At 42.6% G+C, this 26,187-nt stretch carries 28 protein-coding genes; 18 read left to right on the plus strand and 10 right to left on the minus strand.

The window, feature by feature from the left end; translation table 11 throughout:
- The first annotated feature begins 58 nt into the window (after positions 1–58).
- From pepA to M1F26_RS17430, 4 genes are all read left to right on the plus strand, one after another.
- Positions 59–1,570, plus strand: a complete 1,512-nt coding sequence (gene pepA / locus M1F26_RS17415; protein ID WP_004264329.1) for a leucyl aminopeptidase — start codon at positions 59–61, stop codon at positions 1,568–1,570.
- A 644-nt stretch (positions 1,571–2,214) separates the two neighbouring features.
- Positions 2,215–2,664 (plus strand): DNA polymerase III subunit chi, encoded by a 450-nt coding sequence (locus tag M1F26_RS17420; protein WP_094961630.1) that lies wholly within the window; start codon positions 2,215–2,217, stop codon positions 2,662–2,664.
- Between the two features lie 37 nt (positions 2,665–2,701).
- Positions 2,702–5,572 (plus strand): valine--tRNA ligase, encoded by a 2,871-nt coding sequence (locus M1F26_RS17425; RefSeq protein ID WP_180359506.1) that lies wholly within the window; start codon positions 2,702–2,704, stop codon positions 5,570–5,572.
- Between the two features lie 161 nt (positions 5,573–5,733).
- Positions 5,734–6,237, plus strand: a complete 504-nt coding sequence (locus M1F26_RS17430; RefSeq protein WP_140171806.1) for a GNAT family N-acetyltransferase — start codon at positions 5,734–5,736, stop codon at positions 6,235–6,237.
- Positions 6,238–6,305: 68 nt separating this feature from the next.
- Here the strand turns inward: M1F26_RS17430 and rraB are convergent, their stop codons facing one another.
- Positions 6,306–6,713, minus strand: coding sequence for a ribonuclease E inhibitor RraB (gene rraB / locus M1F26_RS17435; RefSeq protein ID WP_180359503.1), 408 nt, complete (start codon positions 6,711–6,713; stop codon positions 6,306–6,308).
- Positions 6,714–6,882: 169 nt separating this feature from the next.
- Between rraB and argF the strand changes: the two genes are divergently transcribed.
- Complete coding sequence (gene argF / locus M1F26_RS17440) at positions 6,883–7,908, plus strand: ornithine carbamoyltransferase (protein WP_109912106.1); 1,026 nt, start codon at positions 6,883–6,885, stop codon at positions 7,906–7,908.
- A 45-nt stretch (positions 7,909–7,953) separates the two neighbouring features.
- Here argF and phnX read toward each other — a convergent pair whose 3' ends face one another.
- The gene (phnX, locus tag M1F26_RS17445; RefSeq protein WP_140171808.1) at positions 7,954–8,763 is read right to left on the minus strand and encodes a phosphonoacetaldehyde hydrolase; all 810 of its coding nucleotides are present in this window, start codon (positions 8,761–8,763) and stop codon (positions 7,954–7,956) included.
- Between the two features lie 9 nt (positions 8,764–8,772).
- Positions 8,773–9,876 carry a 2-aminoethylphosphonate--pyruvate transaminase gene (gene phnW, locus M1F26_RS17450; protein ID WP_140171809.1) on the minus strand — a complete coding sequence of 368 codons (1,104 nt, stop codon included), beginning with the start codon at positions 9,874–9,876 and terminating at the stop codon, positions 8,773–8,775.
- Positions 9,877–10,015: 139 nt separating this feature from the next.
- On the opposite strand from phnW, the gene phnR reads away from it, so the two are divergent.
- The 5 genes from phnR (at position 10,016) to phnV (ending at position 14,654) form a co-directional block, all read left to right on the plus strand.
- Complete coding sequence (gene phnR, locus M1F26_RS17455; protein WP_004905839.1) at positions 10,016–10,735, plus strand: phosphonate utilization transcriptional regulator PhnR; 720 nt, start codon at positions 10,016–10,018, stop codon at positions 10,733–10,735.
- A gap of 127 nt (positions 10,736–10,862) precedes the next feature.
- Positions 10,863–11,876 (plus strand): 2-aminoethylphosphonate ABC transporter substrate-binding protein, encoded by a 1,014-nt coding sequence (gene phnS, locus M1F26_RS17460; protein ID WP_140171810.1) that lies wholly within the window; start codon positions 10,863–10,865, stop codon positions 11,874–11,876.
- Positions 11,877–11,882: 6 nt separating this feature from the next.
- Complete coding sequence (gene phnT / locus M1F26_RS17465) at positions 11,883–12,992, plus strand: 2-aminoethylphosphonate ABC transport system ATP-binding subunit PhnT (RefSeq protein WP_140171811.1); 1,110 nt, start codon at positions 11,883–11,885, stop codon at positions 12,990–12,992.
- Position 12,993: 1 nt separating this feature from the next.
- Positions 12,994–13,854 (plus strand): 2-aminoethylphosphonate ABC transporter permease subunit, encoded by an 861-nt coding sequence (phnU, locus tag M1F26_RS17470; protein ID WP_140171812.1) that lies wholly within the window; start codon positions 12,994–12,996, stop codon positions 13,852–13,854.
- A 2-nt stretch (positions 13,855–13,856) separates the two neighbouring features.
- Positions 13,857–14,654: a 2-aminoethylphosphonate ABC transport system, membrane component PhnV gene (gene phnV / locus M1F26_RS17475; RefSeq protein WP_140171813.1), complete on the plus strand. Its 798-nt coding sequence runs from the start codon at positions 13,857–13,859 to the stop codon at positions 14,652–14,654.
- 61 nt (positions 14,655–14,715) lie between these two features.
- Here the strand turns inward: phnV and M1F26_RS17480 are convergent, their stop codons facing one another.
- Positions 14,716–15,072, minus strand: coding sequence for a hypothetical protein (locus tag M1F26_RS17480; RefSeq protein WP_036958764.1), 357 nt, complete (start codon positions 15,070–15,072; stop codon positions 14,716–14,718).
- 443 nt (positions 15,073–15,515) lie between these two features.
- Here M1F26_RS17480 and pyrB point away from each other — a divergent pair, with 443 nt between their 5' ends.
- The 5 genes from pyrB to nrdG all read left to right on the plus strand — a co-directional run bounded on the left by pyrB (position 15,516) and on the right by nrdG (position 20,516).
- Positions 15,516–16,451 (plus strand): aspartate carbamoyltransferase, encoded by a 936-nt coding sequence (gene pyrB / locus M1F26_RS17485; RefSeq protein WP_004907510.1) that lies wholly within the window; start codon positions 15,516–15,518, stop codon positions 16,449–16,451.
- Positions 16,452–16,464: 13 nt separating this feature from the next.
- Positions 16,465–16,929: an aspartate carbamoyltransferase regulatory subunit gene (gene pyrI / locus M1F26_RS17490; RefSeq protein WP_004907509.1), complete on the plus strand. Its 465-nt coding sequence runs from the start codon at positions 16,465–16,467 to the stop codon at positions 16,927–16,929.
- 162 nt (positions 16,930–17,091) lie between these two features.
- The gene (ridA, locus tag M1F26_RS17495; protein WP_004907508.1) at positions 17,092–17,478 is read left to right on the plus strand and encodes a 2-iminobutanoate/2-iminopropanoate deaminase; all 387 of its coding nucleotides are present in this window, start codon (positions 17,092–17,094) and stop codon (positions 17,476–17,478) included.
- 430 nt (positions 17,479–17,908) lie between these two features.
- Positions 17,909–20,047, plus strand: coding sequence for an anaerobic ribonucleoside-triphosphate reductase (nrdD, locus tag M1F26_RS17500; RefSeq protein WP_140171814.1), 2,139 nt, complete (start codon positions 17,909–17,911; stop codon positions 20,045–20,047).
- Between the two features lie 4 nt (positions 20,048–20,051).
- Entirely contained in the window at positions 20,052–20,516 is a 465-nt protein-coding gene (gene nrdG / locus M1F26_RS17505; RefSeq protein WP_096864323.1) for an anaerobic ribonucleoside-triphosphate reductase-activating protein, read from the plus strand.
- Here nrdG and M1F26_RS17510 read toward each other — a convergent pair.
- The gene (locus tag M1F26_RS17510) at positions 20,513–20,950 is read right to left on the minus strand and encodes a YhbP family protein (protein WP_140171815.1); all 438 of its coding nucleotides are present in this window, start codon (positions 20,948–20,950) and stop codon (positions 20,513–20,515) included. The genes nrdG and M1F26_RS17510 overlap by 4 nt on opposite strands.
- 290 nt (positions 20,951–21,240) lie before the next feature.
- A complete protein-coding gene (gene bhsA, locus M1F26_RS17515; protein ID WP_140171816.1) occupies positions 21,241–21,492 on the minus strand; it encodes a multiple stress resistance protein BhsA in 252 nt (83 codons plus the stop codon).
- A gap of 270 nt (positions 21,493–21,762) precedes the next feature.
- Here bhsA and M1F26_RS17520 point away from each other — a divergent pair, with 270 nt between their 5' ends.
- Positions 21,763–22,101, plus strand: coding sequence for a GIY-YIG nuclease family protein (locus M1F26_RS17520; protein WP_140171817.1), 339 nt, complete (start codon positions 21,763–21,765; stop codon positions 22,099–22,101).
- Here the strand turns inward: M1F26_RS17520 and M1F26_RS17525 are convergent.
- Together M1F26_RS17525 and ubiT are read right to left on the minus strand one after the other, a co-directional pair.
- Positions 22,074–22,577 (minus strand): GNAT family N-acetyltransferase, encoded by a 504-nt coding sequence (locus M1F26_RS17525; protein ID WP_112308100.1) that lies wholly within the window; start codon positions 22,575–22,577, stop codon positions 22,074–22,076. The two genes, M1F26_RS17520 and M1F26_RS17525, sit on opposite strands and share 28 nt — an antisense overlap.
- Positions 22,571–23,095, minus strand: coding sequence for a ubiquinone anaerobic biosynthesis accessory factor UbiT (ubiT, locus tag M1F26_RS17530; protein WP_140171818.1), 525 nt, complete (start codon positions 23,093–23,095; stop codon positions 22,571–22,573). Before ubiT ends, M1F26_RS17525 begins: the two co-directional genes overlap by 7 nt.
- A gap of 514 nt (positions 23,096–23,609) precedes the next feature.
- Here ubiT and ubiU point away from each other — a divergent pair.
- Together ubiU and M1F26_RS17540 are read left to right on the plus strand one after the other, a co-directional pair.
- Positions 23,610–24,605, plus strand: coding sequence for a ubiquinone anaerobic biosynthesis protein UbiU (gene ubiU / locus M1F26_RS17535; RefSeq protein WP_140171819.1), 996 nt, complete (start codon positions 23,610–23,612; stop codon positions 24,603–24,605).
- A gap of 17 nt (positions 24,606–24,622) precedes the next feature.
- Positions 24,623–25,498 (plus strand): U32 family peptidase, encoded by an 876-nt coding sequence (locus tag M1F26_RS17540; RefSeq protein ID WP_140171820.1) that lies wholly within the window; start codon positions 24,623–24,625, stop codon positions 25,496–25,498.
- A gap of 39 nt (positions 25,499–25,537) precedes the next feature.
- On the opposite strand, the gene M1F26_RS17545 is transcribed toward M1F26_RS17540, so the two are convergent.
- Positions 25,538–25,855, minus strand: a complete 318-nt coding sequence (locus tag M1F26_RS17545) for a type II toxin-antitoxin system YafQ family toxin (RefSeq protein WP_004905874.1) — start codon at positions 25,853–25,855, stop codon at positions 25,538–25,540.
- Positions 25,836–26,123 (minus strand): type II toxin-antitoxin system RelB/DinJ family antitoxin, encoded by a 288-nt coding sequence (locus M1F26_RS17550; RefSeq protein ID WP_004905876.1) that lies wholly within the window; start codon positions 26,121–26,123, stop codon positions 25,836–25,838. The genes M1F26_RS17545 and M1F26_RS17550 overlap by 20 nt, the downstream gene beginning before the upstream one ends.
- Between the last annotated feature and the right edge of the window lie 64 nt (positions 26,124–26,187).

A 26,187-nucleotide genomic window follows, 5' to 3' on the forward strand; every position in this document is an offset into this window, starting at 1 on the left:
GCGAAACGCTAATTTTAGCGGGAGCATCGGCCTTTGTCTTTAAGATTCAGGAGAACGCATGGAGTTTAGTGTAAAAAGTGGTAGCCCGGAAAAACAACGCAGCGCTTGTATTGTTGTCGGAGTCTTTGAACCACGCCGTCTGTCCCCAATTGCTGAACAACTGGACAAAATCAGTGACGGATATATCAGCGCCCTGCTGCGCCGTGGCGAACTTGAGGGTAAAGTGGGGCAATCCCTGCTACTCCATCATGTACCCAACGTTCTGTCTGAACGCATTCTACTTATCGGTTGTGGTAAAGAACGCGAATTAGATGAGCGCCAATTTAAACAAATTATTCAGAAAACAATTAGCACATTGAATGAAACTGGCTCAATGGAAGCCGTCTGCTTCTTAACTGAATTACACGTTAAAGGCCGCAATAATTACTGGAAAGTGCGCCAAGCCGTCGAAACAGCCAAAGAATCACTGTATGTGTTTGATCAACTGAAAAGTAATAAAACAGAACATCGTCGTCCACTGCGTAAACTGGTTTTCAATGTGCCAACTCGCCGTGAATTGACCAGTGGTGAACGTGCTATTTCCCATGGTTTAGCGATTGCTTCAGGTGTTAAAGCGGCAAAAGATTTAAGTAATATGCCACCAAATATCTGTAACGCAGGTTATTTAGCGTCTCAAGCACGTCAATTAGCAGATATTTCAGACAGCAAACTGACCACGCGAGTGATCGGCGAAGAGCAAATGAAAGAGTTAGGAATGAACGCCTACCTCGCGGTGGGTCAAGGTTCACAAAATGAATCACTGATGTCCATCATGGAATATAAAGGCAATCCAGATCCCGACTGCAAACCTATCGTACTCGTAGGTAAAGGGTTAACCTTTGACTCTGGCGGTATTTCAATCAAACCATCCGAAGGCATGGATGAAATGAAATACGATATGTGCGGCGCGGCTTCTGTTTACGGTGTAATGCGCTTTATCACTGAATTGCAGTTGCCAATTAATGTCATTGGGGTATTAGCAGGCTGTGAAAACATGCCTGGTGGGCGTGCTTATCGTCCGGGTGATATTCTTACTACCATGTCTGGGCAAACCGTTGAAGTCCTCAATACGGATGCTGAAGGCCGTTTAGTTCTGTGTGATGCACTCACCTATGTTGAGCGCTTTGAACCTGAGCTGGTTATTGATATCGCGACCTTAACAGGGGCTTGTGTGATTGCATTAGGTAGCCACTACACCGGTTTAATGTCAAACCATAACCCATTAGCTCATGAGTTATTAAACGCTTCAGAGCAAGCGGGTGACCGTGCATGGCGTTTACCACTGGCTGATGAGTATTTTGACCAAATCACGCCTAATTTTGCTGATTTAGCCAATACGGGTGGCCGTCCTGCTGGTGCTATCACCGCGGGTTGTTTCTTGTCTCGCTTTGCGACGAAATATAACTGGGCACACCTTGATATCGCAGGGACTGCTTGGCGTTCAGGTGCAGCAAAAGGCGCTACTGGTCGCCCTGTCTCCATGCTAGCGCAGTTCTTATTGAACCGTGCAGGCCTTAATGGTGATGAGTAATCCCATTTAGCGCTTTAGCTGTACATCACTTGTAAAAATATCCCGATGAGCATTTATGCGACTCGGGATATTATTTTTGGTTTTTTGATACACCAAGAAAGCCATTTTGAGGCAGCTATAAAAAAGGTTATAATTCAACATAGACATAATTCTGCGCTTGGTCACCAAAAACGCGTAGCCCACATCCCATACAAAAGTATGTGACTAAGGCGAAAGTGCGTAGCCAACACCCCTACAAATTGAAGGATGGCAATTTACGCTATACCCTAAATAATTCAGTTTGTAGGTAGGCGGCAAGCAATTGAGACCTTAGGAGCATACAAAAGTATGTGACTAAGGCGAAAGTGCGTAGCCAACACCCCTACAAATTGAAGGATGGCAATTTACGCTATACCCTAAATAATTCAGTTTGTAGGTAGGCGGCAAGCAATTGAGACCTTAGGAGCATACAAAAGTATGTGACTAAGGCGAAAGTGCGTAGCCAACACCCCTACAAATTGAAGGATGGCAATTTACGCTATACCCTAAATAATTCAGTTTGTAGGTAGGCGGCAAGCAATTGAGACCTTAGGAGCATACAAAAGTATGTGACTAAGGCGAAAGTGCGTAGCCAACACCCCTACAAATTGAAGTATGACGGGTATATGAAAAAAGGTACATTTTACCAACTAAAACAGGCATCACCACATCCTGAACTTGAAGCCCATGAATGGCTAGCTTGTGAGCTTGCCGCACAAATGTGGCGCAGTGGAAAGCGTGTTTTAGTTGCTTGCGAAACACAGCAACAAGCTGAAAAGATTGATGAGGCCTTGTGGCAACGCGATCCACACCAGTTTGTCCCGCATAATTTGGCGGGTGAAGGGCCGCGTTATGGTGCACCGATTGAAATTTGTTGGCCTGCTAAACGGGGAAATACCCCACGTGATATCCTGATTAATTTACAAAATCAGTTCGCAGATTTTGCCACGGCTTTCCATGAAGTGGTAGACTTCGTACCTATTGATGAAACTTTAAAACAGTTGGCGCGTGAGCGGTATAAAACTTACCGTAGCGTCGGCTTCAATTTGACTATGGCGGCGCCGCCAACTTACTGAATACAAAAAGATAATGGAAAAGAAACCAGATAGCCCAATGAATGAGCCCTCGCTCGATAAAACATATAACCCCGCAGAGATTGAGCAGTCACTGTATGCTCACTGGGAGAAAAGCGGTTATTTTAAACCTAATGGGGATACCACCCAAGACAGCTTCTGTGTCGTCATTCCGCCACCGAACGTCACTGGTAGCCTGCACATGGGGCATGCCTTCCAGCAAACTATCATGGATACCATGATCCGCTATCAACGTATGCAAGGTAAAAATACCTTATGGCAAACGGGAACTGACCATGCAGGTATCGCAACTCAGATGGTTGTTGAGCGTAAAATTGCAGCAGAAGAAGGTAAAAACCGTCACGACTACGGCCGCGATGCGTTCATTGACAAAATCTGGGAGTGGAAAGCGGAATCCGGCGGTACAATTTCACAGCAAATGCGCCGTTTAGGCGATTCTGTTGATTGGGATCGCGAGCGTTTTACTATGGATGAAGGCTTATCTAAAGCCGTTAAAGAAGCGTTCGTTCGCCTTTATAAAGAAAACTTGATTTATCGTGGTAAGCGCTTAGTTAACTGGGACCCAAAACTGCACACGGCAATTTCTGACTTAGAAGTTGAAAATCGTGAAATCAAAGGGTCTATGTGGCACCTGCGTTATCCATTGGCTGATGGCGCAAAAACGGCTGAAGGCAAAGACTATTTAGTGGTCGCGACTACCCGTCCTGAGACCATGTTAGGGGATACCGGTGTCGCCGTTAACCCTGAAGATCCACGTTATAAAGATTTAATTGGTAAAGAAATTATTTTGCCAATCGTTAACCGCCGTATTCCAATTGTTGGTGATGAACACGCTGACATGGAAAAAGGTACTGGCTGTGTGAAAATCACTCCAGCTCATGACTTTAATGACTATGAAGTCGGTAAACGCCATCAGTTAACAATGATTAACATGATGGACTTAGACGGCAACGTTCGTAACGAAGCGGAAATTTTCGATACCAACGGTAACCCATCTACCGCTTATAGCTGCGAAATCCCAGAAGCTTACCGTGGAATGGAACGTTTTGCAGCGCGTAAAGCTATCGTCGCAGAATTCGAACAACTTGGCCTGCTGGTTGAAGTGAAACCTCATGACCTGACGGTGCCTTACGGTGACCGTGGTGGTGTGGTTATTGAGCCTATGCTAACCGACCAATGGTACGTGCGTACCGAGCCTTTGGCTCGTGATGCCATTAAAGCCGTTGAAGATGGCCGTATTCAGTTCGTTCCTCGTCAGTACGAGAACATGTATTTCTCTTGGATGCGTGATATTCAAGACTGGTGTATTTCTCGCCAACTGTGGTGGGGCCACCGCATTCCTGCATGGTATGACGAAAAAGGCAATGTCTACGTGGGTCGCGATGAAGACGAAGTTCGTCGTGAAAACAACTTAGGTGCGGATATTGCTCTGCGCCAAGACGACGACGTACTGGATACGTGGTTCTCTTCCGGTCTGTGGACATTCTCGACTCTCGGCTGGCCAGAAAATACCGATGCACTGAAAACCTTCCATCCAACAGATGTATTGGTCAGTGGCTTCGATATTATTTTCTTCTGGATCGCCCGTATGATCATGATGACCATGCATTTCATCAAAGATGAAAACGGCGAGCCACAAGTGCCATTCAAAACCGTTTATATGACAGGCCTGATCCGTGATGAAGAAGGCCAAAAAATGTCAAAATCCAAAGGGAACGTTATCGACCCATTAGATATGATTGACGGTATCTCTTTGGAAGATTTACTTGAAAAACGTACTGGCAACATGATGCAGCCACAATTGGCTGAAAAAATTGCTAAACGTACTCGTAAAGAGTATCCAGAAGGCATTGAAGCCCATGGTACTGACGCCCTACGCTTTACTTTAGCGGCATTAGCGTCAACAGGCCGTGATATCAACTGGGATATGAAACGCCTGTCCGGTTACCGTAACTTCTGTAATAAATTATGGAATGCGAGCCGCTTCGTTCTGATGAATACCGAAGGCCAAGATTGCGGCCAAAACGGTGGTGAAATGAGCTTCTCACTCGCTGACCGCTGGATCATGGCACAATTCAATCACACTGTGAAAACCTACCGTGAAGCGCTAGATACTCACCGTTACGATATCGCAGCGGGTATTTTGTATGATTTCACATGGAATGAATTCTGTGACTGGTACTTAGAGCTGTCTAAACCTGCAGTTCATAAAGGTAATGAAGCGCAAGTTCGTGCAGCGCGTTTCACCCTGATCGAAGTGCTGGAAGGCTTACTGCGTCTTGCTCATCCAATCATTCCATTCATCACTGAAACCATTTGGCAACGAGTTAAAGTGGTTAAAGGTATTGACGCTGATACCATTATGTTGCAAGCGTTCCCTGAGTTCGATGCCGCTAAAGTGGATGAACTTGCGCTGAGTGACCTTGAGTGGATCAAAGAAGCCATTATTGCCGTTCGTAACATTCGTGCAGAAATGAATATTTCTCCAGGTAAACCGCTCGATGTGATGCTGCGTGGTGCTTCTGCTGATGCAAAACGCCGTATCGAAGAAAACCAAAACTTTATCAAATCAATGGCGCGTTTAGAAAGCATCCGCGTGCTATCTGAAGGCGAAGAAGCACCGGTTTCTGTCACCAAACTGGTTAGCGGTGCTGAGTTACTGATCCCAATGGCGGGTCTGGTTGATAAAAACGCGGAACTGGCTCGTTTAGATAAAGAGCTGGAAAAAGTGGTGAAAGAAATCGAAACCATTGAAAACAAACTGGCAAACGAAGGTTTTGTGAGCCGTGCGCCTGCTGCAGTTGTTGAAAAAGAGCGTGAACGCTTAACTGCCAATATTGAAGCAAAAGCTAAAATTGAAGCACAAAAAGTGACGATTGCCTCTTTGTAATCATTAAGCTTTAAGTATCTGTCCCTGACTCGTCGTTGATGAGTCAGGGCTTTTTTGTATTAGGGCATTGAAAATATTAAAAATGTGCCAATATCATACATATTGCGACTACCAATGCCGCAATGAAAAATATAATTAATACAAATAAAAGAGATGTTCTCATGACAACAGACACAAACCAAATCGTTAAAGTTCGTTTAATTCAACCTCAAGACAACCCTGGGATCGCCGCCGTTATTCGCGAAGTTTCTGCTGAGCATGGCTTAACCGCAGACAAAGGCTTTGCCGTTGCTGACCCTATTTTAGATACCTTATTTGAGGTGTATAGCGAACCGCGCAGTGCTTACTGGGTAGTTGAAATGGATGGCGAAATTGTTGGCGGTGGCGGTGTTTCACAAGTTGCTGGTGGTGATAACGAAACAGCAGAACTACAGAAAATGTATTTATCTTCCGTGTTACGTGGCAAAGGCTTAGCAAAACAAATCGTACTGATGTCACTGGAATTTGCTAAAGCGCAAGGCTACACTCGTTGCTATTTAGAAACGACCAAAGAACTTCAAGCTGCTATTAAGTTATATGAAAAATTAGGGTTTGAATTTATTGATGAACCGTTAGGAAATACGGGTCATAGTGACTGTGAAATTCGCATGTTAAAGGCATTATAATTCTACGCTAAACGAAAAAGGATAGTTTTTAGCTATCCTTTTATGCAGTTGCATGATGCGACTAATAATTAATGAACGCGATCTTCAGGGTCGATATCGTCTTCGTCGTCATATTCTGCGTCTGGGTCTTCAAAATACGTGCCCCAACCATCATAGTTGATGCCCATTTTCTCAGCCAGTTTCATTAATTGTTCAACTTGTGCGTCAATCAGTTCTGCATTTAAAGCACTTTCACTGATCACATCGCAGCACATCAGGGTTTCACCCGTTTCAATTTCGAGTTCTTCCGCATCTGTGACTTCATAGCCTAGTTTAAAAGCTTCAACAGCCGCTTTTTCTAACAGTGCAAAGTTGTCAGCAGAGAAATGATGCTCAATCGCATACAATGCATCAGGATCGCTGCCATCTTCCAATAATTCTTCGATAATTAAGCGAGTTTCTTCGTACTGCGCATCCAATTCAGCTTTATCTACCATATCCACACCCCTTTTATTTCTTTGTCGCTCGTCTTTCTTTGCGCCATTCTCCCATACGGTTGACAGTGAAACCATATATTTAAAGATAATTTCTTTTGCGCTGGGGGTTGATTTTGAATTTTTATGAATATAAATTGAATATTAATTCAAAACAAAAAGGCTACCAATTATGAACCCCCTATATAATAAACCTTTTCTAAGGTTACTTGATTTTACCTCTAGCGAAATTCATTCACTTTTAAAACTCTCTTCTTGGTTAAAATCAGAAAAAAAAGCCGGTACAGAACAGCCCCTCCTTTCAGGTAAAAACTTTGCGCTTATTTTTGAAAAAGATTCAACGCGGACACGCTGTGCATTTGAAGTTGGTGCATTTGACCAAGGCGCTAGAGTCACTTATTTAGGGCCTTCTGGTAGCCAAATCGGCCACAAAGAAACCATGAAAGATACCGCTCGAGTATTGGGCAGGATGTATGACGGTATTCAATACCGCGGATTCGCTCAAAACACAGTAGAACTCTTAGCCGCGCACTCGGGAGTGCCTGTATGGAATGGACTAACTAACGAATTCCATCCCACACAGTTATTAGCCGACCTGCTAACCATTCAAGAGCACCGACCAAATACACCATTATCTGAAATTAAATTTGCCTATTTAGGTGATGCACGCAATAACATGGGGAATTCGATGCTAGAAGCTGCTGCGCTTACAGGTTTAGATTTACGCCTTGTTGCGCCGAAAAGCTGCTGGCCAGAAGAAGAATTAGTGAATACTTGCCAAGCACTGGCTCAAAAAACGGGTGCGAAAATCACACTCACGGAAGATGTCGCCGAAGGTGTTAAAGATGCCGATTTTATCTATACCGACGTGTGGGTATCGATGGGAGAAGCCAAAGAAGTATGGGCACAGCGCATTAATTTATTAAAACCATACCAAGTGAATATGGATGTGATTAAGCTCACTGGCAACCCGAATGTTAAGTTCTTACACTGCTTACCTGCATTCCATAATGAAGACACCACATTGGGAGCGCAACTTGCTAAAGAATTCAATATGTTTGGTGGGTTAGAAGTCACGGAAGAAGTCTTTGAATCTCCTTACAGTATTGTCTTTGATCAAGCAGAAAACCGTTTACATACCATCAAAGCGGTAATGGTAGCGACATTAGCGCCAGAACTTCCTATTAATGTTTTTTAAATTCCTACCCTCAACTCAACCAAATGAGTTGAGGGTAACCTATCATTATGGACGTTCACCTTTCGCCAAACGCTGATTGATACAATCAATAACCGATGGCAAATCCGCTAACGTATCAATCAGATAATGAGCACCAGCAGCATACAATTTCTCGGCGGCTTGTTGTTTTAACGAGTTAACCGTATCTACAGTCATCTCTTGATACTCTTCCCATGTTTTACCAAACTCATTACCCGAGATAGACAAACCAACACTCCACATCCCGGCATTACGTCCTTCTTCAATTCCGGGAACGGCATCATCCACTTTGATACAAGCGGATACGGAACCAACACCTAGCTCAATGACGTTCTGTAATGCCATCCAAGGTCCCGGACGCCCACCAGCAAGTAGATCATCACTTGCTATCCAGTAGTCGGGGTGGTAGCCCAATGCCTTTGCTGCTGGAACTAACTTTTCCATCACGGCACGAGGGTAACCTGAACAAGAGCCAATTTTAATATTTTGGTTGCGTAATGTAGCGATTGTGTCGACAACTCCGGTGATTGGCGCAGCAAAATCGACAACTTTAGCAATTTGCAATGGCATAAAGGCCGCGTAGATTTTATCGATATCCTCACTACTCATTGAGCGGCCAAACTTTGCGTTCCATAAAGCGTCTACTTCAGGCAATTTACCCAGTGCTTCAATATGTTGCCATTTTCCTAGTCCCATAGGAATGCGCGCTTGAGCCAATGTAATATTTATATCAAACACAGATTTAAATGCTTCGATGAAAATCTGAGTAGGGGCAAAAGAGCCAAAATCTACAGTAGTACCCGCCCAGTCAAGAATAACGGCTTCAATACGGTCCATTTCTTTTCCTTATTTTTCCCAATAAATGGCTTTTTTTATTGCTAACAACAATGCATCAATGTCTTTTTCATAAACTTCACCAATATTTCCAATACGGAAACAATCACTTTGCGAGACCTTGCCCGGATAAATGACAAAACCCTGAGATTTTAAACTCTGATAAAATTGCTTAAATTGGTAATCAGATGAATTTGGTGAGTAAAATGCGGTGATAATTGGCGAATGAAGGCTATCTTCTAACAACGTGGTAAAACCTAATTTACGCATACCGGACACCAACTTGTATTGATTCCCTTGATAACGTTGAAAGCGAGTGGCTACGCCACCTTCTTTAGCTAACTCCTTGAGTGCTTGGGCAAATGCTAATACAGTATGAGTTGGAGAAGTAAATCGCCATTTACCTTGGAAATCTTCCATACAGCGCCACTGTGCGTATAAATCTAGCGATAATGAACGAGAGCGCCCCTTACAACGTTCAAGCGCCTCGGTACGGGCGATAACAAAAGCAAACCCCGGAACCCCTTGAATACATTTATTCGCAGAACTAATTAAAAAATCAATGTTAAGCTCAGCAACATCCATAGGAACCCCACCAAAACTGCTCATTGCATCCACGATATAGCATTTTTGATACTGCTTCGCTAACTTCGCGACTTTCTCTATCGGGTTTAAAATCCCTGTCGTAGTTTCACAGTGTACCATCGCAATATGAGTGATTTGGCTATCTTGTTGCAATAACTGTTCAATCTGTTGCACATCTGGCAACGACACTTCACCGCAATCATAAACACAATGAGCCACACCCAATCGCTGAGCCATTTCAGCCATTCGAGCACCGTAAGCGCCATTACTGATAATCAAAACTTTCTCTTTATCACCGATTGCACTACCTAAAACCGCTTCAACCGCATAGCTTCCACTTCCTTGAAGCAGGACCGAAGAATACCCTGCTTTGGCCGTTGCCAGTGCCACTAATTGTTGACGAATATGTTGTACAACGCCTAAATTATAATCATCATCCCATGTACAGCTATCAAACAGCATGGCTTCCTTCACCGTTTTAGACGTGGTAAGCGGCCCCGGCGTTAATAGCAAATAATTGTTGTTTGTCATTCAATTCACCTATTGGTCTATACCAGATTTCTATTATAATGGTCGTAGGCTGCTCAAAAGGTCAAAGGAAAAGTGCTCGTGAAACAAAAAATTCATATAACTATGTATAATATGACTGAAACAATGACAGGAAATAACCATGAAATTATCAGCGGATGAAGCCCCGCAATATCTGCTTATCAAAGCCCAATTACAGGAAAAGATTCAAAATGGCTCGCTAAAATGTGGTGATAAACTCCCCTCGGAACGCGAACTTTGTGCCATTTTCAATACCACTCGTGTCACTATTCGCGAAAGTTTGGCACAGCTAGAATCCAGTGGGGCAATTTACCGGTCTGAACGTCGTGGTTGGTTTGTCACACCTGAGCGCCTTTGGTTAGACCCAACCCAAAATACTAATTTCCATAAACTTTGCCTCGAACAAGGTCGCCAACCGAAGACAGTTTTACTGGATGGAAAAGTTATTACAGTTCCTCTCGAAGCTATGGAGCCGTTAAAACTTCAATCATTTGAACAAATTTATTTACTCACCCGCCTACGTTTTGCTGATGACAGACCCGTTTGTTACTGTGAGAACCATTGTTTACCTGCTCGCGTTCCTGAACTGCTACGCCACGACCTCAACGGCAGTTTAACGGAAGTGTACGAAGCTCATTTCAATTTAATCTATACCAGTATGCATTTGTCTTTCTACCCAACGGCAATGCCTGCCCAAGCAGCACAAGCACTGGGGGTTACGGTTGGCCGTCCAGCCTTATTGTTGCAACGCTTAAACTATGACCAACATGGGCGAATTTTAGATTATGATGTTGAATACTGGCGCCACGATAGCTTGCGCATCGAAGTCGATACTTTGTGATTATTTCTGCCTATAGAAAATAATTTTAGCTATTTAGCTGCATTTCATCTTTCTGTCATATAAACCCGTTAGCGTAAAAAACATCTGGTATATACCAGAATACATTTTACCTTAACAGGAGAAAACCATGAAACGCACCTACTTAGCTGGCCTATTAATGGCAACCCTTTGCTCTACCTCTGTTTTTGCTGCTGATGTTGTGACTGTTTACTCCGCTGATGGGCTTCACGATGGCAACAACAGTTGGTATAAAAATCAGTTCGAAGCATTTACCAAACAAACCGGTATCAAAGTACAGTATGTCGAAAGTGGTTCAGGGGCGATAGTTGAAAGGCTAGCTAAAGAGCGTACCAATCCACAAGCCGATGTGCTGATTACTGTTCCTCCCTTTATTCAACGTGCCGCAAAAAATCAGTTATTAGCTGAATTTACGCCAGAAAATACAGCAAATATTCCTAATTCCAATCACTATTACACACCGTTAGTCAATAATTACCTGACCTTTATCTATAACGCTAAACTGCTTAAGTCTCCTCCTGAAAATTGGGACTCCCTACTCGATTCTCGCTTTAAAAATAAACTTCAATATTCAACACCGGGACAAGCTGGGGATGGTACTGCAGTGATGTTACAAGTTTTCCACAGTTTTAATGGCAAAGACGCAGGGTTTGATTATCTCGGTAAGTTGCAGGCTAATAACGTTGGCCCATCCGCCTCGACAGGTAAGCTTACCGCCCTCGTGAATAAAGGGGAGCTCTATGTCGCTAATGGCGACTTACAAATGAATTTATCTCAAATGGCACGTAACCCTAATGTCCAAATTTTTTGGCCGAAAGATGCCAACGGGGAGCGTAGTGCGCTGGTTTTACCCTATGTTATCGGCCTAGTTAACAATGCTCCCGAAACAGAAAACGGTAAAAAACTGATTAATTTCCTTTTGGATAAACCCTCACAAAGCCGTGTTAGTGAGCTTTCATGGGGCATGCCTGTTCGTTCCGATGTCACACCATCCGATAAACAGTATCACACTGCTCTTCAGAAGTTAGAAGGCGTGAAAACTTGGCAACCTAATTGGGATGAAGTTGAAGTTTCCCTATCCGATGATATTTCACGTTGGCAGAAAGTCACTGACGGTGAGTAACTTAAGATGTTGATGAAACGAAAAGTCACTACAGCAATACAGCAAACCGAACACTCTGGGATCACATTAGAGTCTTTACGTGTCTCTTATCATAATAATGTCGTGCTTAAGCCCCTAGACTTAACCATCGACCCCGGGGAAATATTGGTGTTGATTGGCCCATCAGGTTCAGGGAAAACTACGGTATTACGTGCTATTGCAGGGTTCGCTCAACCAGATAGCGGGCGCATTTTATTGGGTGATACGGATATCACCCACCTTCCCCCGTATCAACGCGGACTTGGCATGGTCGTGCAAAACTACGCACTCTTTCCCCATATGAAAGTGGAAGAGAATGTCGCATTTGGCTTGCGAGCACAAAAACAGCCCAACGCACTGATTAATGAGCGAGTCGTTGAAGCCCTTAAAATTGTTGGAATGACGGATTACGCAACTCGCTATCCTCACCAACTCTCAGGGGGGCAGCAACAGCGGGTTGCGATTGCGAGAGCAATTGCCGTAAGGCCTCGAGTCCTGTTACTTGATGAACCACTTTCCGCGCTCGATGCACAGATCCGCCACAATATGGTCGAAGAAATCGCCCGTTTACACCGTGAACTGCCTGAATTGACTATTCTTTACGTCACCCATGACCAAACGGAAGCACTCGCACTTGGTGACAAAATTGGTATCATGAAAGAAGGCTATTTAGTCGCTCACGGCGAAAAAAATGCCTTATACCATCGTCCACCCAACCGCTTTGCAGCTGAGTTTTTAGGCCGAGCCAATATTCTAGCCGCTACTGCGCTTGGTTTTTCAACAAGCCCTGGAAAAGTGAATGTCAGTTGTGGTGGAACATTGTTGGAGGCTCATACATTAGGCATGCGAGCAGGCACTCACAAATGGGTGTGTATCCGCCCACAGCACATCACTCTATTGCCAAATACCAATACCACTAATCAGCTACAAGCCACATTAACCTCTATTCGCTGGCAGGGGGATTTAACGCATTTAATTTGTGATGTTGCTGGTGAAACCGTGAGTGTTGCCATCACCCATTTGGCCTCACCGCCTAAAATAGGCGATAAACTCACTTTATGGTTTTCACCTGCGGATACCGTTTTAATTGAGGAATAACATGTCACATATTAGCGTGCCAAAAGGTTCATCAATAACGATAAAGCCCATTTATTGGATATTGCCCCCATTGCTGGTGTTAGTTACGTTGTTTTTTTATCCCTTATTGTTGATAGCCCAACAAGCACTGCAAAATGAAACCGGAGGATGGGGGTTAGATGCATTTTGGCAACTGATTGAGTCAAAACGCTTTATTAATGGGTTATGGAATACTCTCTACATTGCCATTTTTGCCACCTTAGGCTGCCTTGTGATAGGCAGTGTTTTATCGCTGATCTTGGTGTTTATTCCTTTTCCGGGAAGCCGTTTTATCACTCAAGTGATTGATACTTTTATTGCCCTACCGACTTTTTTGATCACCCTCGCTTTCACCTTTATTTATGGTTCTGCTGGTCTACTCAATGGCACCTTGATGGCATTGTTTGATTTCGAACTGCCCCCCGTTGATTTCCTTTATTCCATTCATGGGGTGATCTTAGCAGAAATTACCGTTTTTACCCCTCTGGTCATGCGCCCTCTCATGGCAGCACTGCGCCAAATAGACAAGAGCCAGTTAGAAGCCGCCAGTATTTTAGGTTCGCACCCTGCGCGGGTGATCGCGAAAGTCATTTTTCCTGCGGCACTTCCCGCTCTATTAGCCGGTGGCAGCCTGTGCCTACTGCTAACCACCAATGAATTTGGCATCGTACTGTTTATCGGGGCGAAAGGCGTCAATACCTTGCCGATGATGGTCTACAGTAAAGCGATATTAGAGTCAGATTATGCGGTGGCATGCATGATTGCCTTAATTAACATCTTGCTTTCACTCGGGTTATTTTTCCTATACAGAATGGCGACCACTCGCCTTGGAGTAAGGAATTAATTATGTTGATATGGTCTAAAAAAGGGCGAGCCATAGCCACTATCATTGCCATCAGCTTATTTTGTTTATTATTTTTGCTGCCTTTAGTGATGATTTTAATGTCAAGTTTCAGCCGACAATGGAATGGTATTTTACCTTCAGGCTTCACTTTTGAACATTTTGTGAACGCGTTTAGTGGGCCTGCTTGGGATGCTATATTATCGAGCCTAGTGGTTGGTTTTAGTGCCAGTCTATTTGCACTGTTTTGTGGGCTTTGGGCTGCGTTAGCACTAAGAAGACACAGTGGGAAAATACAAAAGTGGCTGAGTATTGCATTTTATCTCCCCAGCGCTATTCCTTCTGTGTCTATTGGGCTTGGGATCCTTGTGGCATTCAGCCAAGGCTATTTACAGATGAACGGCACTTTTTGGATTGTATTTAGTGCTCATTTTGTGTTGATTTCTGCTTTTACGTTTAGCAATGTTTCCACTGGGTTAACCCGTATTTCTCCCGATATTGAAAATGTGGCTTTTAGCTTAGGCGCTTCTCCTTGGTATCGTTTATGCCATGTCACCCTACCACTATTGATGCCATGGATGATTTCAGCATTAGCATTAAGCCTATCACTGTCCTTAGGGGAACTTGGTGCCACAATGATGTTATATCCCCCCGGCTGGGCGACATTACCTGTTTCAATTTTCAGTTTAACCGATAGAGGAAATATTGCAGATGGTTCGGCACTAACGATTGTATTAGTTTCGATTACATTATTACTAATGATGAAATTAGAGAAAGTAGCGAAAAGACTTGGGCAAAAATAAACGTTGTCATGCTAAATAGCCAAGTAAACTGCGCCTACTGGGCTATTTAGCTGCTTGTATGCTATTCCCACATATACTTATCTTTTTTTGTCCAGCCTTTAGACACCATGCATTCCAAGTAATAATTATTACGGGTGTCTTCATTGACATCAATCACATAGCTTTCCATAACTGGTGTTTGTTCTTTATAAGTTTTGTCTTTGCCACAATCATCATCTTTTTTGCATTTTTTTTCGACATAAGACATAACAGAGCGCTGCGCAACTTCATTTTTGATTGGGTACAAATGAAGGGCTTCAGGTTTACAAACTGCATTCGCCTCAGCTTGAGTGAATTTTGAACCGCCGGAAACAGGTACCCAAACAGATGAACAGCCAGAGAGAAGGAATGCCAATAGAATAAAAAGTCGTGATTTCATAATGATCATATTTAATTAAAAAGAAAAATTATCTTACTCGCACATAAAATAAGTGTAAATAAATGTACTGTATATTCAATCATGTGATTTAATTTTGGTTTAAAAAACACCAATACTCAGCGCATTCCCTATTGAGAGATACTATTTCTCCCATTTTTCAGTTAGTTCAAATATTCACCAAAACGCAAAAATAAAAAAAATGTATTTTTCTTTATGCAAACGCTTGCGTCATGGAATCAGATGCGTATAATGCGCCACAATTTGCCGGGAGAAACCATGAACGTTGCTGCTCTATTTTTTACAGAGAACACCTCCACTGCACTGCCTTCTGGCGGTCTGGACAGCCTGTTTTTCCCCCTTCTTATTTATAAAAAAGCCCCTCAATGAGGGGCTTTTTTTTGGCCTATAGACCTAATATGTCTTGCTGACACAGGAGAACAACAATGCCGAACCCTTTATACCACCGCGATATCATCTCGATTAATGATTTAGACCGTTCAGATCTTGAATTAGTACTTAACGTCGCTGCTTCATTAAAAAAGCAGCCACAACCCGAGTTCCTAAAACATAAAGTTATCGCAAGCTGTTTCTTTGAGGCCTCGACACGCACGCGCTTGTCATTTGAAACAGCTATCCACCGTTTAGGCGCTTCTGTTGTTGGCTTTTCTGACAGCACCAACACCTCCCTCGGTAAAAAAGGGGAAACATTGGCCGATACTATCTCTGTTATCAGCCAATATGTGGATGCTATCGTCATGCGCCATCCGCAAGAAGGTGCCGCTCGCCTCGCTAGCCAGTTTGCAGGCCATATTCCTGTCATTAATGCAGGCGATGGTTCAAACCAGCATCCAACGCAAACATTACTCGACTTGTTTACTATCCAAGAAACGCAAGGCCGTTTAGAGAACCTACAAATTGCCATGGTTGGTGACTTAAAATATGGTAGAACCGTGCATTCTCTTACACAAGCACTGTCTAAATTTGAAGGTAATCACTTCTACTTTATTGCTCCCGAAGCGCTTTCAATGCCAAACCATATTCTGCACATCTTAGAAGAAAAAGGCGCAACCTACAGCCTGCACAATAACATTGATGAAGTGATGCCAGAACTCGACATTCTGTATATGACTCGCGTACAAAAAGAGCGTCTCGACCCTTCTGAATACGCGAATGTGAAAGCCCAATTTATTTTAAGTGCCGCTGACCTGCATTGTGCAAAACCGAATTTAAAAGTCTTACATCCATTACCTCGAGTTGATGAAATCGCGGTTGATGTAGATAGCACACCATATGCTTATTATTTTCAACAAGCAGGCAATGGGATTTATGCAAGGCAAGCATTGCTATCACTGGTTTTAAATAAAGAATTGGCTATCTGAGGAGGAAATCATCATGACACACGACCATAAATTACAAGTTGAAGCAATCAGCCACGGTACCGTTATTGACCACATTCCTGCTCAAATTGGCTTCAAATTACTCAAACTGTTCAAACTGACCAAAACGGATGAGCGCATCACCATTGGTTTAAATTTACCTTCAAGCAACTTAGGCAAGAAAGATATTATCAAAATTGAAAATACCTTTTTAACTCCTGAGCAAGCTAACCAATTGGCTATGTATGCCCCTGAAGCCACTGTGAATCGCATTGAAGATTACCAAGTGGTCGAAAAGCTTGAACTCACACTGCCTCAGTATATCGACAATGTGTTAATTTGCCCAAATAGCAACTGTATTAGCCATAATGAGCCCGTATCAAGCAGTTTCCGAGTGAAAAAAATCGGCAAAGAAGTCGCACTGACGTGTAAATTCTGCGAAAAAGAGTTCGATAGAGACGCTGTGATCAATAACCAGTAGGTTGTTTTTGCGTAGACTGCGGTGTTGTCTAGGTGCAATCCATGTTTATAATAGCGCCTAATACCCCATAAAGTTATACTCAAAGTCACACCAAGCCACAAACACTGCTGTGGCTTGCCACATGATGAGTATTTTCTCTTTACGTGATGAAACGGAGTAGTTATGTCATACGAAATCAATACAGAAAACGCACCAGCAGCGATCGGTCCTTACGTTCAAGGCGTAGATTTGGGTAGTATGGTTATCACATCAGGTCAAATCCCTGTTGACCCTAAAACGGGTGAAGTGCCTGAAGATATCGCAGCACAAACTCGCCAATCACTGGCTAACGTAAAAGCAATTTTAGAAAAAGCTGGCTTAAGTGCGGCTAATATCGTGAAAACAACGGTATTTGTAAAAGATTTAAATGACTTCGCGACAGTGAATGCCACCTATGAAGAGTTTTTCAAGCAACATAATGCACCATTCCCAGCTCGCTCTTGTGTTGAAGTTGCTCGTCTGCCAAAAGACGTAAAAATTGAAATCGAAGCAATCGCAGTACGTAAATAACGATTAGTTCGAGCCAAACACCCCATGCTTTGAGTGGGGTGTCTTTATTTTTCCCGCTGATTTTGTCACCCCAAACGTATTACCGTCCTCATAAAACTTCCCGATTGTACACTATAACTCTACTTTTCCCGTTTTCCGCTGATGGAAATTCGATTACACACACTTTATTTGCATGATTAAAATGAATCCTAGTAACTGAAAAGATTTATTTCCTCTGCGCTTTTGATCTTCATACAAATTATTTTTTTCTTTGTTTTAAATCAAATGTTGGCGATCTAAATAAAAGCAATATCCCACATATTGTGCTTTAATTACACCAATTGACACAACATATAGTATTTATTCACATTTTATCCACAGATTAGTACCCGTGATAAACATGGCGAATAGCTGAAGTCGTATTGTGGATAACTTAACAAGGAGAATGCCCGTGGGAACGGTTGTTATTAAAAGAGATGGTTGTCAGGTCGGTTTTGACCTTCCACGAATTCAGGAAGCCGTTAAACGCGCAGCGGCTGCTGTGAATGTTAAGGATGACGATTATTGTCTTCAGGTTGCTTCTGTTGTCACAGAGCAACTTTGCAGCCGTGACCGAGTAGATATCGCTGAAATTCAAGATGCTGTCGAAAACCAATTGATGGCAGGGCCTTATAAAGACTTAGCCCGTGCTTATATTGAATATCGCCACGACAGAGACAGCGAACGCGAAAAACGCAGCCAATTGACACATGACATTCGTGGGCTAATCGAACAAAGTAACGTCTCTTTACTTAATGAAAACGCCAATAAAGACAGTAAAGTGATCCCGACACAACGCGATTTACTCGCTGGTATTGTCGCTAAACACTATGCAAAACAACATATTTTGCCGAGAGATGTCGTTATCGCACACGAACGTGGTGAAATTCACTATCATGATCTCGACTATGCGCCGTTCTTCCCGATGTTTAACTGTATGTTAATTGACCTTGAAGGCATGTTAACTAACGGGTTTAAAATGGGAAATGCAGAAATAGAGCCACCAAAGTCTATTTCAACCGCAACAGCTGTTACAGCACAAATTATTGCACAGGTTGCGAGCCATATTTATGGGGGCACAACCATTAACCGTATTGACGAAATTTTAGCACCATATGTCGCTATCAGCTACGAAAAGCACCTAAACGTCGCCAAAGAATGGGGAATAGCAGACGCAGAAGGTTATGCACACAGCCGCACCGATAAAGAGTGTTACGACGCCTTTCAATCCTTAGAGTATGAAGTCAATACGCTTCACACCGCAAATGGCCAAACCCCGTTTGTCACCTTTGGTTTTGGTCTCGGAACCTCTAAAGAAGCACGATTAATTCAGCAATCTATTCTGAAAAACCGCATTGCGGGCCTTGGCAAAAACCGCAAAACGGCGGTTTTCCCTAAGCTCGTTTTTGCGATTAAAGATGGCCTAAACCATAAACTGGGTGACCCTAATTACGACATCAAACAACTCGCTTTAGAGTGTGCCAGTAAGCGCATGTACCCCGATATTCTTAACTACGACCGTGTCGTTGATGTTACTGGGTCATTTAAAACGCCAATGGGCTGCCGCAGTTTCCTTGGCACCTATGAAGAAAATGGGCAACAAATTCATGATGGCCGCAACAATTTAGGCGTTATCAGCCTCAATTTGCCTCGTATTGCTATCGAAGCACAGGGCAGTGAAGATGCGTTCTGGGCATTACTGGATGAACGTTTAGCTATTGCCAAAAAAGCCTTAATGACTCGCATTGCCCGTTTAGAAACCGTAAAAGCACGTGTTGCGCCAATTTTATATATGGAAGGCGCTTGTGGAGTTCGCTTAAAAGCGGATGATAACGTCGCTGAGATATTCAAAAATGGTCGTGCATCTATTTCTTTAGGTTACATTGGGTTGCATGAAACCATCAATGCACTTTTTGGCACACAAACTCATGTCTATGATAATGAAAAATTGCGCGAAAAAGCGGTCGAAATTGTCAGCCACTTACGTCAAACCACTGATGAGTGGAAAGCCCAAACAGGCTATGGTTTCAGTTTATACAGCACACCAAGTGAAAATTTGTGTGACCGTTTTTGCCGTCTCGATACCGCTGAATTTGGAGTGATACAAGGTGTTACCGACAAAGGCTACTACACAAACAGCTTCCACTTAGATGTTGAAAAACAAGTGAATCCTTACGATAAAATTGATTTTGAAGCGCCTTACCCTGCACTCGCGAATGGCGGTTTTATCTGTTATGGCGAATATCCAAACTTACAACATAATGTTAGAGCCTTAGAAGACGTGTGGGATTACAGCTATCAACATGTGCCTTATTATGGAACTAACACACCAATTGATGAGTGTTATGAATGCGGTTTTTCCGGTGAATTTTCCTGCACCAGCAAAGGTTTTACCTGCCCGGCTTGTGGTAATCATGATACTAACCGAGTTTCAGTTATCCGCCGTGTCTGTGGCTATTTAGGCAGCCCAGATGCAAGGCCATTTAATGCAGGAAAACAAGAGGAAGTCAAACGCCGTATTAAGCATTTAGGTAACGGCCAAATAGGTTAATGCCATGAATTATCACCAATATTATCCTGTTGATGTGGTCAATGGCCCCGGAACCCGCTGTACACTGTTTGTGGCAGGGTGTGTTCATCAATGCCGTGGTTGCTACAACCAAAGTACATGGCGAGTGGATTCAGGTGTGCCATTCACCCAAGAAATGGAAGACCAAATTATCCAAGACTTGCAAGACACGCGTATTCGTCGACAGGGATTATCCCTGTCCGGCGGAGACCCGCTACACCCAGCCAATTTGCCTGCAGTGCTCAAGTTGGTAAAACGCGTTAAAGCCGTTTGCCCAGATAAAGACATCTGGTTATGGACAGGATACACATTGGGTGATTTAACGCTTGAACAGCAAAAAGTGGTGAGTTTTGTCAATACCGTGATTGACGGTAAATTTGAGCAGGATTTACATGACCCGCGCTTAATTTGGCGCGGTAGCTCAAATCAAGTGATCCATAGGCTTCGTTAAATTTGGCATTCCCAATATAGCTTGGTGCCAAAACCTAATTTATTATCCACCATTTTGACATTCTGTAAGTGAAGCTGCCAAACTGGCAGTTTCGCTGCTATTGCCACAGGGAAGCGGCGGCAGTAGAAACCGCGAGCGAGTTGTGCTTCCTCACTTTCTAATATTTTAATTTCACCTGTAAATTGAATGCCTTGTATTGTATTCACAGCTTTAGTTTGCGCCGATATTGTGCCAGCCACTTGCGGGTTAGCCACCATCAATTGCCCATGCTTGGAATTCGGGTCTGTCATTAAAATCAGACACATCGTTTTCGCATCAAATGCATAGTAACAACTGGCAGGCCAGATATCATTGTTGTGATGAGCAAAAAGGGAAAAAACGTGTTGGCGAGCAATATAGCGTTGGATGTGTTTTAAAGTTTGTTCAGGCGTCATAGCGGTTTCCATATAAACCCGTTCAGAACAAGCTTTCGGGTTACCCCTAAGCTTGCTTAAACTGTTCTGAACGTAGGCATAAAATTCGCTATTACTATAGCCTAACTAGCTGAAATATTAACCTAAATATTTTTAGGCCTATACGCCAACTAAATTCGAGTATTTATTCTAAATAATTCGTGGTACAGCTAGGCGGCAAGTGAACGAGACGCTAGGAGCATACATAAGTATGTGACTAGTGCGAGTAAACGTAGCCAACAACGCTGTGACGTGAATTATGACGAATAAATTTATTTATAAATAGCCGCGGTACCACTCATGCTATTCTCACCGCCAGCAGAAATCACACGGAATGAAGTAGCGCCAGCTTCATCAGCTTTTTTGGCCAATTGTGCGGTCAGGTCATTTACACTCACAGCACCCGTTACTGAGACATAACCTGCTGCGGACTGATTAGTATGTTGAACTTCTTCAGCCGCCATTGAACCAAATGAAACAGCACCTAAAGTTAAAGCAGCAGCTAATAATGTTGATTTTTTCATTGTATATACCTTCTTGTAAAATTGATTTTTAGTTGGGATTTTTACTATCCCTCTGTGATATGGATCATATTATGCGCTTTATTTTGAAAAGAAAATTAGCTAATTTTGCTATAGTTATTCAAATAATTTGAATATTAACTTAGATTGAGGTTACAACTTTGTGACAGTTTTATATCATTTTTTATTTAAATTTTAATATGTTATAAATATCTTACTTAACGAATATATTCGTTGTTAACCTAATATTTTCTTCTTATAAATCAGCACAGAATGATAAAAACAACCCTAGAAAAAAAACAATCAAAACAAAGTGATTGGTATCTTTACTTAATAAGAGAGAAAAATAACGCCTTGTATTGTGGTATCACCACCGATGTACAACGTCGTTTTGAGCAACATAAGGCAGGAACAGGGGCAAAAGCATTGAAAGGAAAAATACCACTAGAACTGGTATTTTCTTGTTTTATTGGTTCTCGCTCAGCCGCGTCAAAAATAGAATATCAAGTTAAGCAACTGAATAAAAAGATAAAAGAAAGGCTGGTCATTGACCAGCCTGATAATTTAACTGACTACTTAGCTAACTATAAATTATTGAAGTGTGAAGAGTAAGTCACCAAACCTTGGTGTTCCCCGATTTCGCCATTTTCTAAGCCACAAACCAAAAAATGAGCCTGTTGTTCAGGCCATTGGCAGCTTACGCCGTGGCTTGAAGCCGGTTCAAAACCAAAACGCGAATAGTAGCCTTCATCTCCCAGTACAACGACAGCACCATAACCAAACTCATTAAGGCTATCTAACCCTTCATAGACCAGTTTTTCTGCGATCCCTTGGCCTTGATGCGCTTTACTTACCGCTAATGGCGCAAGACCTACCCATTGTACGTCTTCATCGTTAACATCAACGGGTGTGAAGCCAACATAGCCAATCACTTCACCATCATCATTTGTTGCCACAACCCCGAGAGTTAACAAACCATCCTCACGCAAATGTTGAACAAGGTTAGCTTCCGCTTCAGTTGGAAACGTTTCACGCAATAATTTATCAATACCCATTGCATCGACAGGGATTTCAACTCGAATTAGCATGAAGTTAACGCAGGCGATTTATGCTCTGCGCCCTCAGCTTCATGCACGGTTTTAATCACATCGGCTAATTGTAATAGAGCAAAACGCAGCGGTGCTGGCATGTTTTCGAGTTCGAAAGCATCCATTAAATTCTTCACATAGAGTCCGAGCTCAGTATCCCCTTCAATCACCAATCTACGTTGGAAAAAGAGCGTATCGGGGTCTTCTTTACGCGCGGCGATCAGTACCAGATCATTCGCATTACCACTCACACTAACATCAGCCTCTGCATGCTGTTTTACAGACAGTTGGCCATCTTGCAAACTGATAAACCAGACTAACGTTAAGTCACGAACTTCAACCTTTAGCCATTTGTCTTCGAGAAAATCAAGTTCCCCTTCTTTTACTGATTCGCGAAATTGCCAACTTAGCAACTGCTCGAGAACCTGACGCTGTAATGCGAATGGGGTCACTTTTAAAGGCAGTTTCAAAAATGAAGGGCCTTTTGTGATGAGTTGAGAACGAATTTTACCTAACACAGTACTGACTCCCGTAGTAATTGTCTGCCCGTTTTCGTGTAACTACTTAACCGCAGTAGCAGCTCGAATTATTTAGGGTAACATATTGCATATTTAGATGATTAAATTTTCAACGCTAATAACCCCATTTATTGAAGTCATTAACCTAACATTTGACTCACGATAAGTTATCTTGCCAAAAAATGACATTATTGGTTTGATCCTATATCAATTTTTGCCCATCCCGCCAATATTTATTTCTCACTTTCCATTGATAAAAAACTATTTCTAATTACCCATACCATCCAATTAATGTTCAAAATTTAGTCAGAAATGATTCATTTTCCCTATTTAATAAACTTATTCTCTACTATTTGATACAGTTTCTTTATTACCCACCAGTCCCCTTATTTCCCTAACAACCTTAATTAACGAATACTGATATCCATTAACAATTTCTCTGCTCTAAATCAAAATCTATAACAGTTCTGTTGACTAGAATGGCAGCTATTAAATTTTATACAGGGATAGGACAATGGAATTACTCTGCCCAGCAGGGAATTTGCCCGCGTTAAAAGCGGCTGTCGATAACGGTGCTGATGCCGTTTATATTGGATTAAAAAATGATACCAATGCGCGCCATTTCGCAGGACTCAATTTTACTGAAAAAAAACTGCACGAAGCTGAGCGCTATATTCATAACCGTAAACGAAAATTACATATTGCGATTAATACATTTGCGCACCCTAATGGTTACGAACGTTGGCAAAACTCCGTCGATCTTGCTGCAGATCTCGGTGCCGATGCCTTGATCTTAGCCGATATCGCAATGTTAGAGTACGCGGCAAATAAATACCCGCATATTGAAAGGCATGTTTCTGTTCAAGCCTCTGCGACCAATACTGAAGCCATACGCTTCTATGAACGTAATTTTCAAGTCCATCGTGTCGTCCTGCCGCGCGTGCTATCTATTCACCAAGTGAAACAATTAGCCAAAAATAGCCCTGTACCGCTTGAAGTGTTTGCTTTTGGTAGTTTATGCATCATGGCTGAAGGCCGCTGCTATCTGTCTTCTTATCTCACGGGTGAGTCGCCAAATACCGTAGGTGCATGCTCTCCAGCCCGTTTTGTTCGTTGGCAACAAACTGAGGAAGGAATGGAATCACGCCTTAATAATGTGTTGATAGACCGTTACCAAAAAGATGAAAATGCCGGTTACCCAACACTATGTAAAGGACGTTATCTTGTCGATGAACAGAAATATCATGTCCTAGAAGAGCCCACCAGCCTCAATACCATTGAATTATTACCTGAATTAATGGCAGCGAATATTACCTCTGTCAAAATTGAAGGCCGCCAGCGCAGCCCAGCTTATGTGACTGAAGTGACCCGTATTTGGCGCCAAGCCATCGACCGCTACAAATCCAACCCGAATAACTTTGTCACCGACCCTAAATGGCTAAAAGCATTAGGTGGGCTTTCTGAAGGAAGCCAAACTACATTGGGTGCCTATCATCGTAAATGGCAGTAATTTAAAAGGTAAATATCATGCAGTACTCGTTAGGATCTATTCTTTATTACTGGCCAAAGCAAACGCTGGAAGATTTTTATCAACACGCCGTTCAAAGTGACGCCGATATTATCTATCTCGGTGAGACTGTGTGCAGTAAACGTCGAGAAATGAAGCCCAATGATTGGATAGAACTCGCACAACAACTCGCGAAAAGTGGTAAACAGATTGTGCTGAGCACCCTTGCTCTCCTTCAAGCACCTTCAGAACTTAAAGAGATCAGCAAGTTAGTTGATAATGGCGAGTTTCTCGTTGAAGCGCATGATTTTGGTGTGGTCAACATGTTAGCCGAGAGAGGACTTCCTTTTGTCGCGGGCCACGGTTTGAATTGCTATAACGCACAAACCTTAAATATTCTCTTACGCCAAGGCATGGTGCGCTGGTGTATGCCTGTAGAACTTTCTCGTGATTGGCTAGTCAATTTACTTCACCAATGTGATGACATCGGTATTCGTGGCAAATTTGATGTTGAAGTGATGAGCTACGGTCACTTACCACTTGCCTATTCCGCACGCTGTTTTACTGCGCGCTCTGAAAATAAGCAAAAAGACGAGTGTGAAACTTGCTGTATAAACTACCCACAAGGGCGCAAGGTGCTTTCCCAAGAACAACAACAGGTGTTTACATTGAATGGCATTCAAACGCTCAGTGGTGCTTGCTATAACCTTGGCAATGACCTGCATTCAATGCATGATCTTGTAGATATTGTGCGCATTTCCCCTGAAAGTATAGAATCCCTTGAGATAATCAAACAGTTTAAAGCCAATGAAAATGGGGATATTCCGCTGAATATCGTAAACCAAAACTGTAATGGTTATTGGCGACAAATTGCAGGGTTGTTGCTAGTGCCTTGATATACAATAGGTAATGAGCTCGAACTATAGCTCATTACCTTAACCAAATAATTCACTGTGCGAACCAATATCAACGAAAGTGATTAAATTACCTTTATCTGACAAGCGATAAACCAGTAAGAAATCACCACCAATATGAAGCTCCCTAGCTCCTTGCCATTCATGACCTTCTAATTCATGGTCAAGATATTCTTTTGGTATTATTTTTTGAGAAAACAGTATTTCCATAACGAGAACAGCCGCATTCATATCCCTACGGCCCGCTCGGTTATATCGTTCCCATGACTTCTTAAACGTTGGTGTATAAGCAACCTGCCTTGGTTGCTTAGCTCGCTTATTACTTGGCTTCTGAGTCAACTTTGCTTAACTCCACCATCATTTCGTTAATTGAATCGTAGTGCTGCTCAATAGCTTTAGCTTCTTTCAACGCTAGTGTAGTTTTCAGCGAAGGTTGCTTACGTTTGATTTCAAAGGGAACTCTTTGCTCTTGAACTACTTGTTCTAAAAACAAACGAATAGCTGCGCTAATAGTCAAACCACAATCTTGTAATACACTCGTGGCTTCCGCTTTTAATTGTTCATCAATTCGACTACGAACATCTGTTGTTTTCAATAGTGTTGACATATCATCCCCCTACACATATCAAACGTAGCTACATTGTGACTACATTGCAGTTGAGTTTAGCATT

Source organism: Providencia sp. PROV048, from assembly GCF_033688165.1.
GTDB classification, from domain to species: domain Bacteria; phylum Pseudomonadota; class Gammaproteobacteria; order Enterobacterales; family Enterobacteriaceae; genus Providencia; species Providencia hangzhouensis.

What these genes read in the sequence shown, in the direction of transcription:
- M1F26_RS17525 (WP_112308100.1), bottom strand. Translation starts at nt 22,577, where the DNA reads ATGCTAATTCGAGTTGAAATCCCTGTCGATGCAATGGGTATTGATAAA.
- M1F26_RS17540 (WP_140171820.1), top strand. Translation starts at nt 24,623, where the DNA reads ATGCAGTACTCGTTAGGATCTATTCTTTATTACTGGCCAAAGCAAACG.
- phnS (WP_140171810.1), top strand. Translation starts at nt 10,863, where the DNA reads ATGAAACGCACCTACTTAGCTGGCCTATTAATGGCAACCCTTTGCTCT.
- pyrB (WP_004907510.1), top strand. Translation starts at nt 15,516, where the DNA reads ATGCCGAACCCTTTATACCACCGCGATATCATCTCGATTAATGATTTA.
- bhsA (WP_140171816.1), bottom strand. Translation starts at nt 21,492, where the DNA reads ATGAAAAAATCAACATTATTAGCTGCTGCTTTAACTTTAGGTGCTGTT.
- phnR (WP_004905839.1), top strand. Translation starts at nt 10,016, where the DNA reads ATGAAATTATCAGCGGATGAAGCCCCGCAATATCTGCTTATCAAAGCC.
- M1F26_RS17520 (WP_140171817.1), top strand. Translation starts at nt 21,763, where the DNA reads ATGATAAAAACAACCCTAGAAAAAAAACAATCAAAACAAAGTGATTGG.
- argF (WP_109912106.1), top strand. Translation starts at nt 6,883, where the DNA reads ATGAACCCCCTATATAATAAACCTTTTCTAAGGTTACTTGATTTTACC.
- M1F26_RS17430 (WP_140171806.1), top strand. Translation starts at nt 5,734, where the DNA reads ATGACAACAGACACAAACCAAATCGTTAAAGTTCGTTTAATTCAACCT.
- ubiU (WP_140171819.1), top strand. Translation starts at nt 23,610, where the DNA reads ATGGAATTACTCTGCCCAGCAGGGAATTTGCCCGCGTTAAAAGCGGCT.
- pepA (WP_004264329.1), top strand. Translation starts at nt 59, where the DNA reads ATGGAGTTTAGTGTAAAAAGTGGTAGCCCGGAAAAACAACGCAGCGCT.
- M1F26_RS17550 (WP_004905876.1), bottom strand. Translation starts at nt 26,123, where the DNA reads ATGTCAACACTATTGAAAACAACAGATGTTCGTAGTCGAATTGATGAA.
- M1F26_RS17510 (WP_140171815.1), bottom strand. Translation starts at nt 20,950, where the DNA reads ATGACGCCTGAACAAACTTTAAAACACATCCAACGCTATATTGCTCGC.
- ridA (WP_004907508.1), top strand. Translation starts at nt 17,092, where the DNA reads ATGTCATACGAAATCAATACAGAAAACGCACCAGCAGCGATCGGTCCT.
- nrdG (WP_096864323.1), top strand. Translation starts at nt 20,052, where the DNA reads ATGAATTATCACCAATATTATCCTGTTGATGTGGTCAATGGCCCCGGA.
- phnW (WP_140171809.1), bottom strand. Translation starts at nt 9,876, where the DNA reads ATGACAAACAACAATTATTTGCTATTAACGCCGGGGCCGCTTACCACG.
- pyrI (WP_004907509.1), top strand. Translation starts at nt 16,465, where the DNA reads ATGACACACGACCATAAATTACAAGTTGAAGCAATCAGCCACGGTACC.
- rraB (WP_180359503.1), bottom strand. Translation starts at nt 6,713, where the DNA reads ATGGTAGATAAAGCTGAATTGGATGCGCAGTACGAAGAAACTCGCTTA.
- M1F26_RS17420 (WP_094961630.1), top strand. Translation starts at nt 2,215, where the DNA reads ATGAAAAAAGGTACATTTTACCAACTAAAACAGGCATCACCACATCCT.
- M1F26_RS17425 (WP_180359506.1), top strand. Translation starts at nt 2,702, where the DNA reads ATGAATGAGCCCTCGCTCGATAAAACATATAACCCCGCAGAGATTGAG.
- phnU (WP_140171812.1), top strand. Translation starts at nt 12,994, where the DNA reads ATGTCACATATTAGCGTGCCAAAAGGTTCATCAATAACGATAAAGCCC.
- phnX (WP_140171808.1), bottom strand. Translation starts at nt 8,763, where the DNA reads ATGGACCGTATTGAAGCCGTTATTCTTGACTGGGCGGGTACTACTGTA.
- M1F26_RS17480 (WP_036958764.1), bottom strand. Translation starts at nt 15,072, where the DNA reads ATGAAATCACGACTTTTTATTCTATTGGCATTCCTTCTCTCTGGCTGT.
- phnV (WP_140171813.1), top strand. Translation starts at nt 13,857, where the DNA reads ATGTTGATATGGTCTAAAAAAGGGCGAGCCATAGCCACTATCATTGCC.
- phnT (WP_140171811.1), top strand. Translation starts at nt 11,883, where the DNA reads ATGTTGATGAAACGAAAAGTCACTACAGCAATACAGCAAACCGAACAC.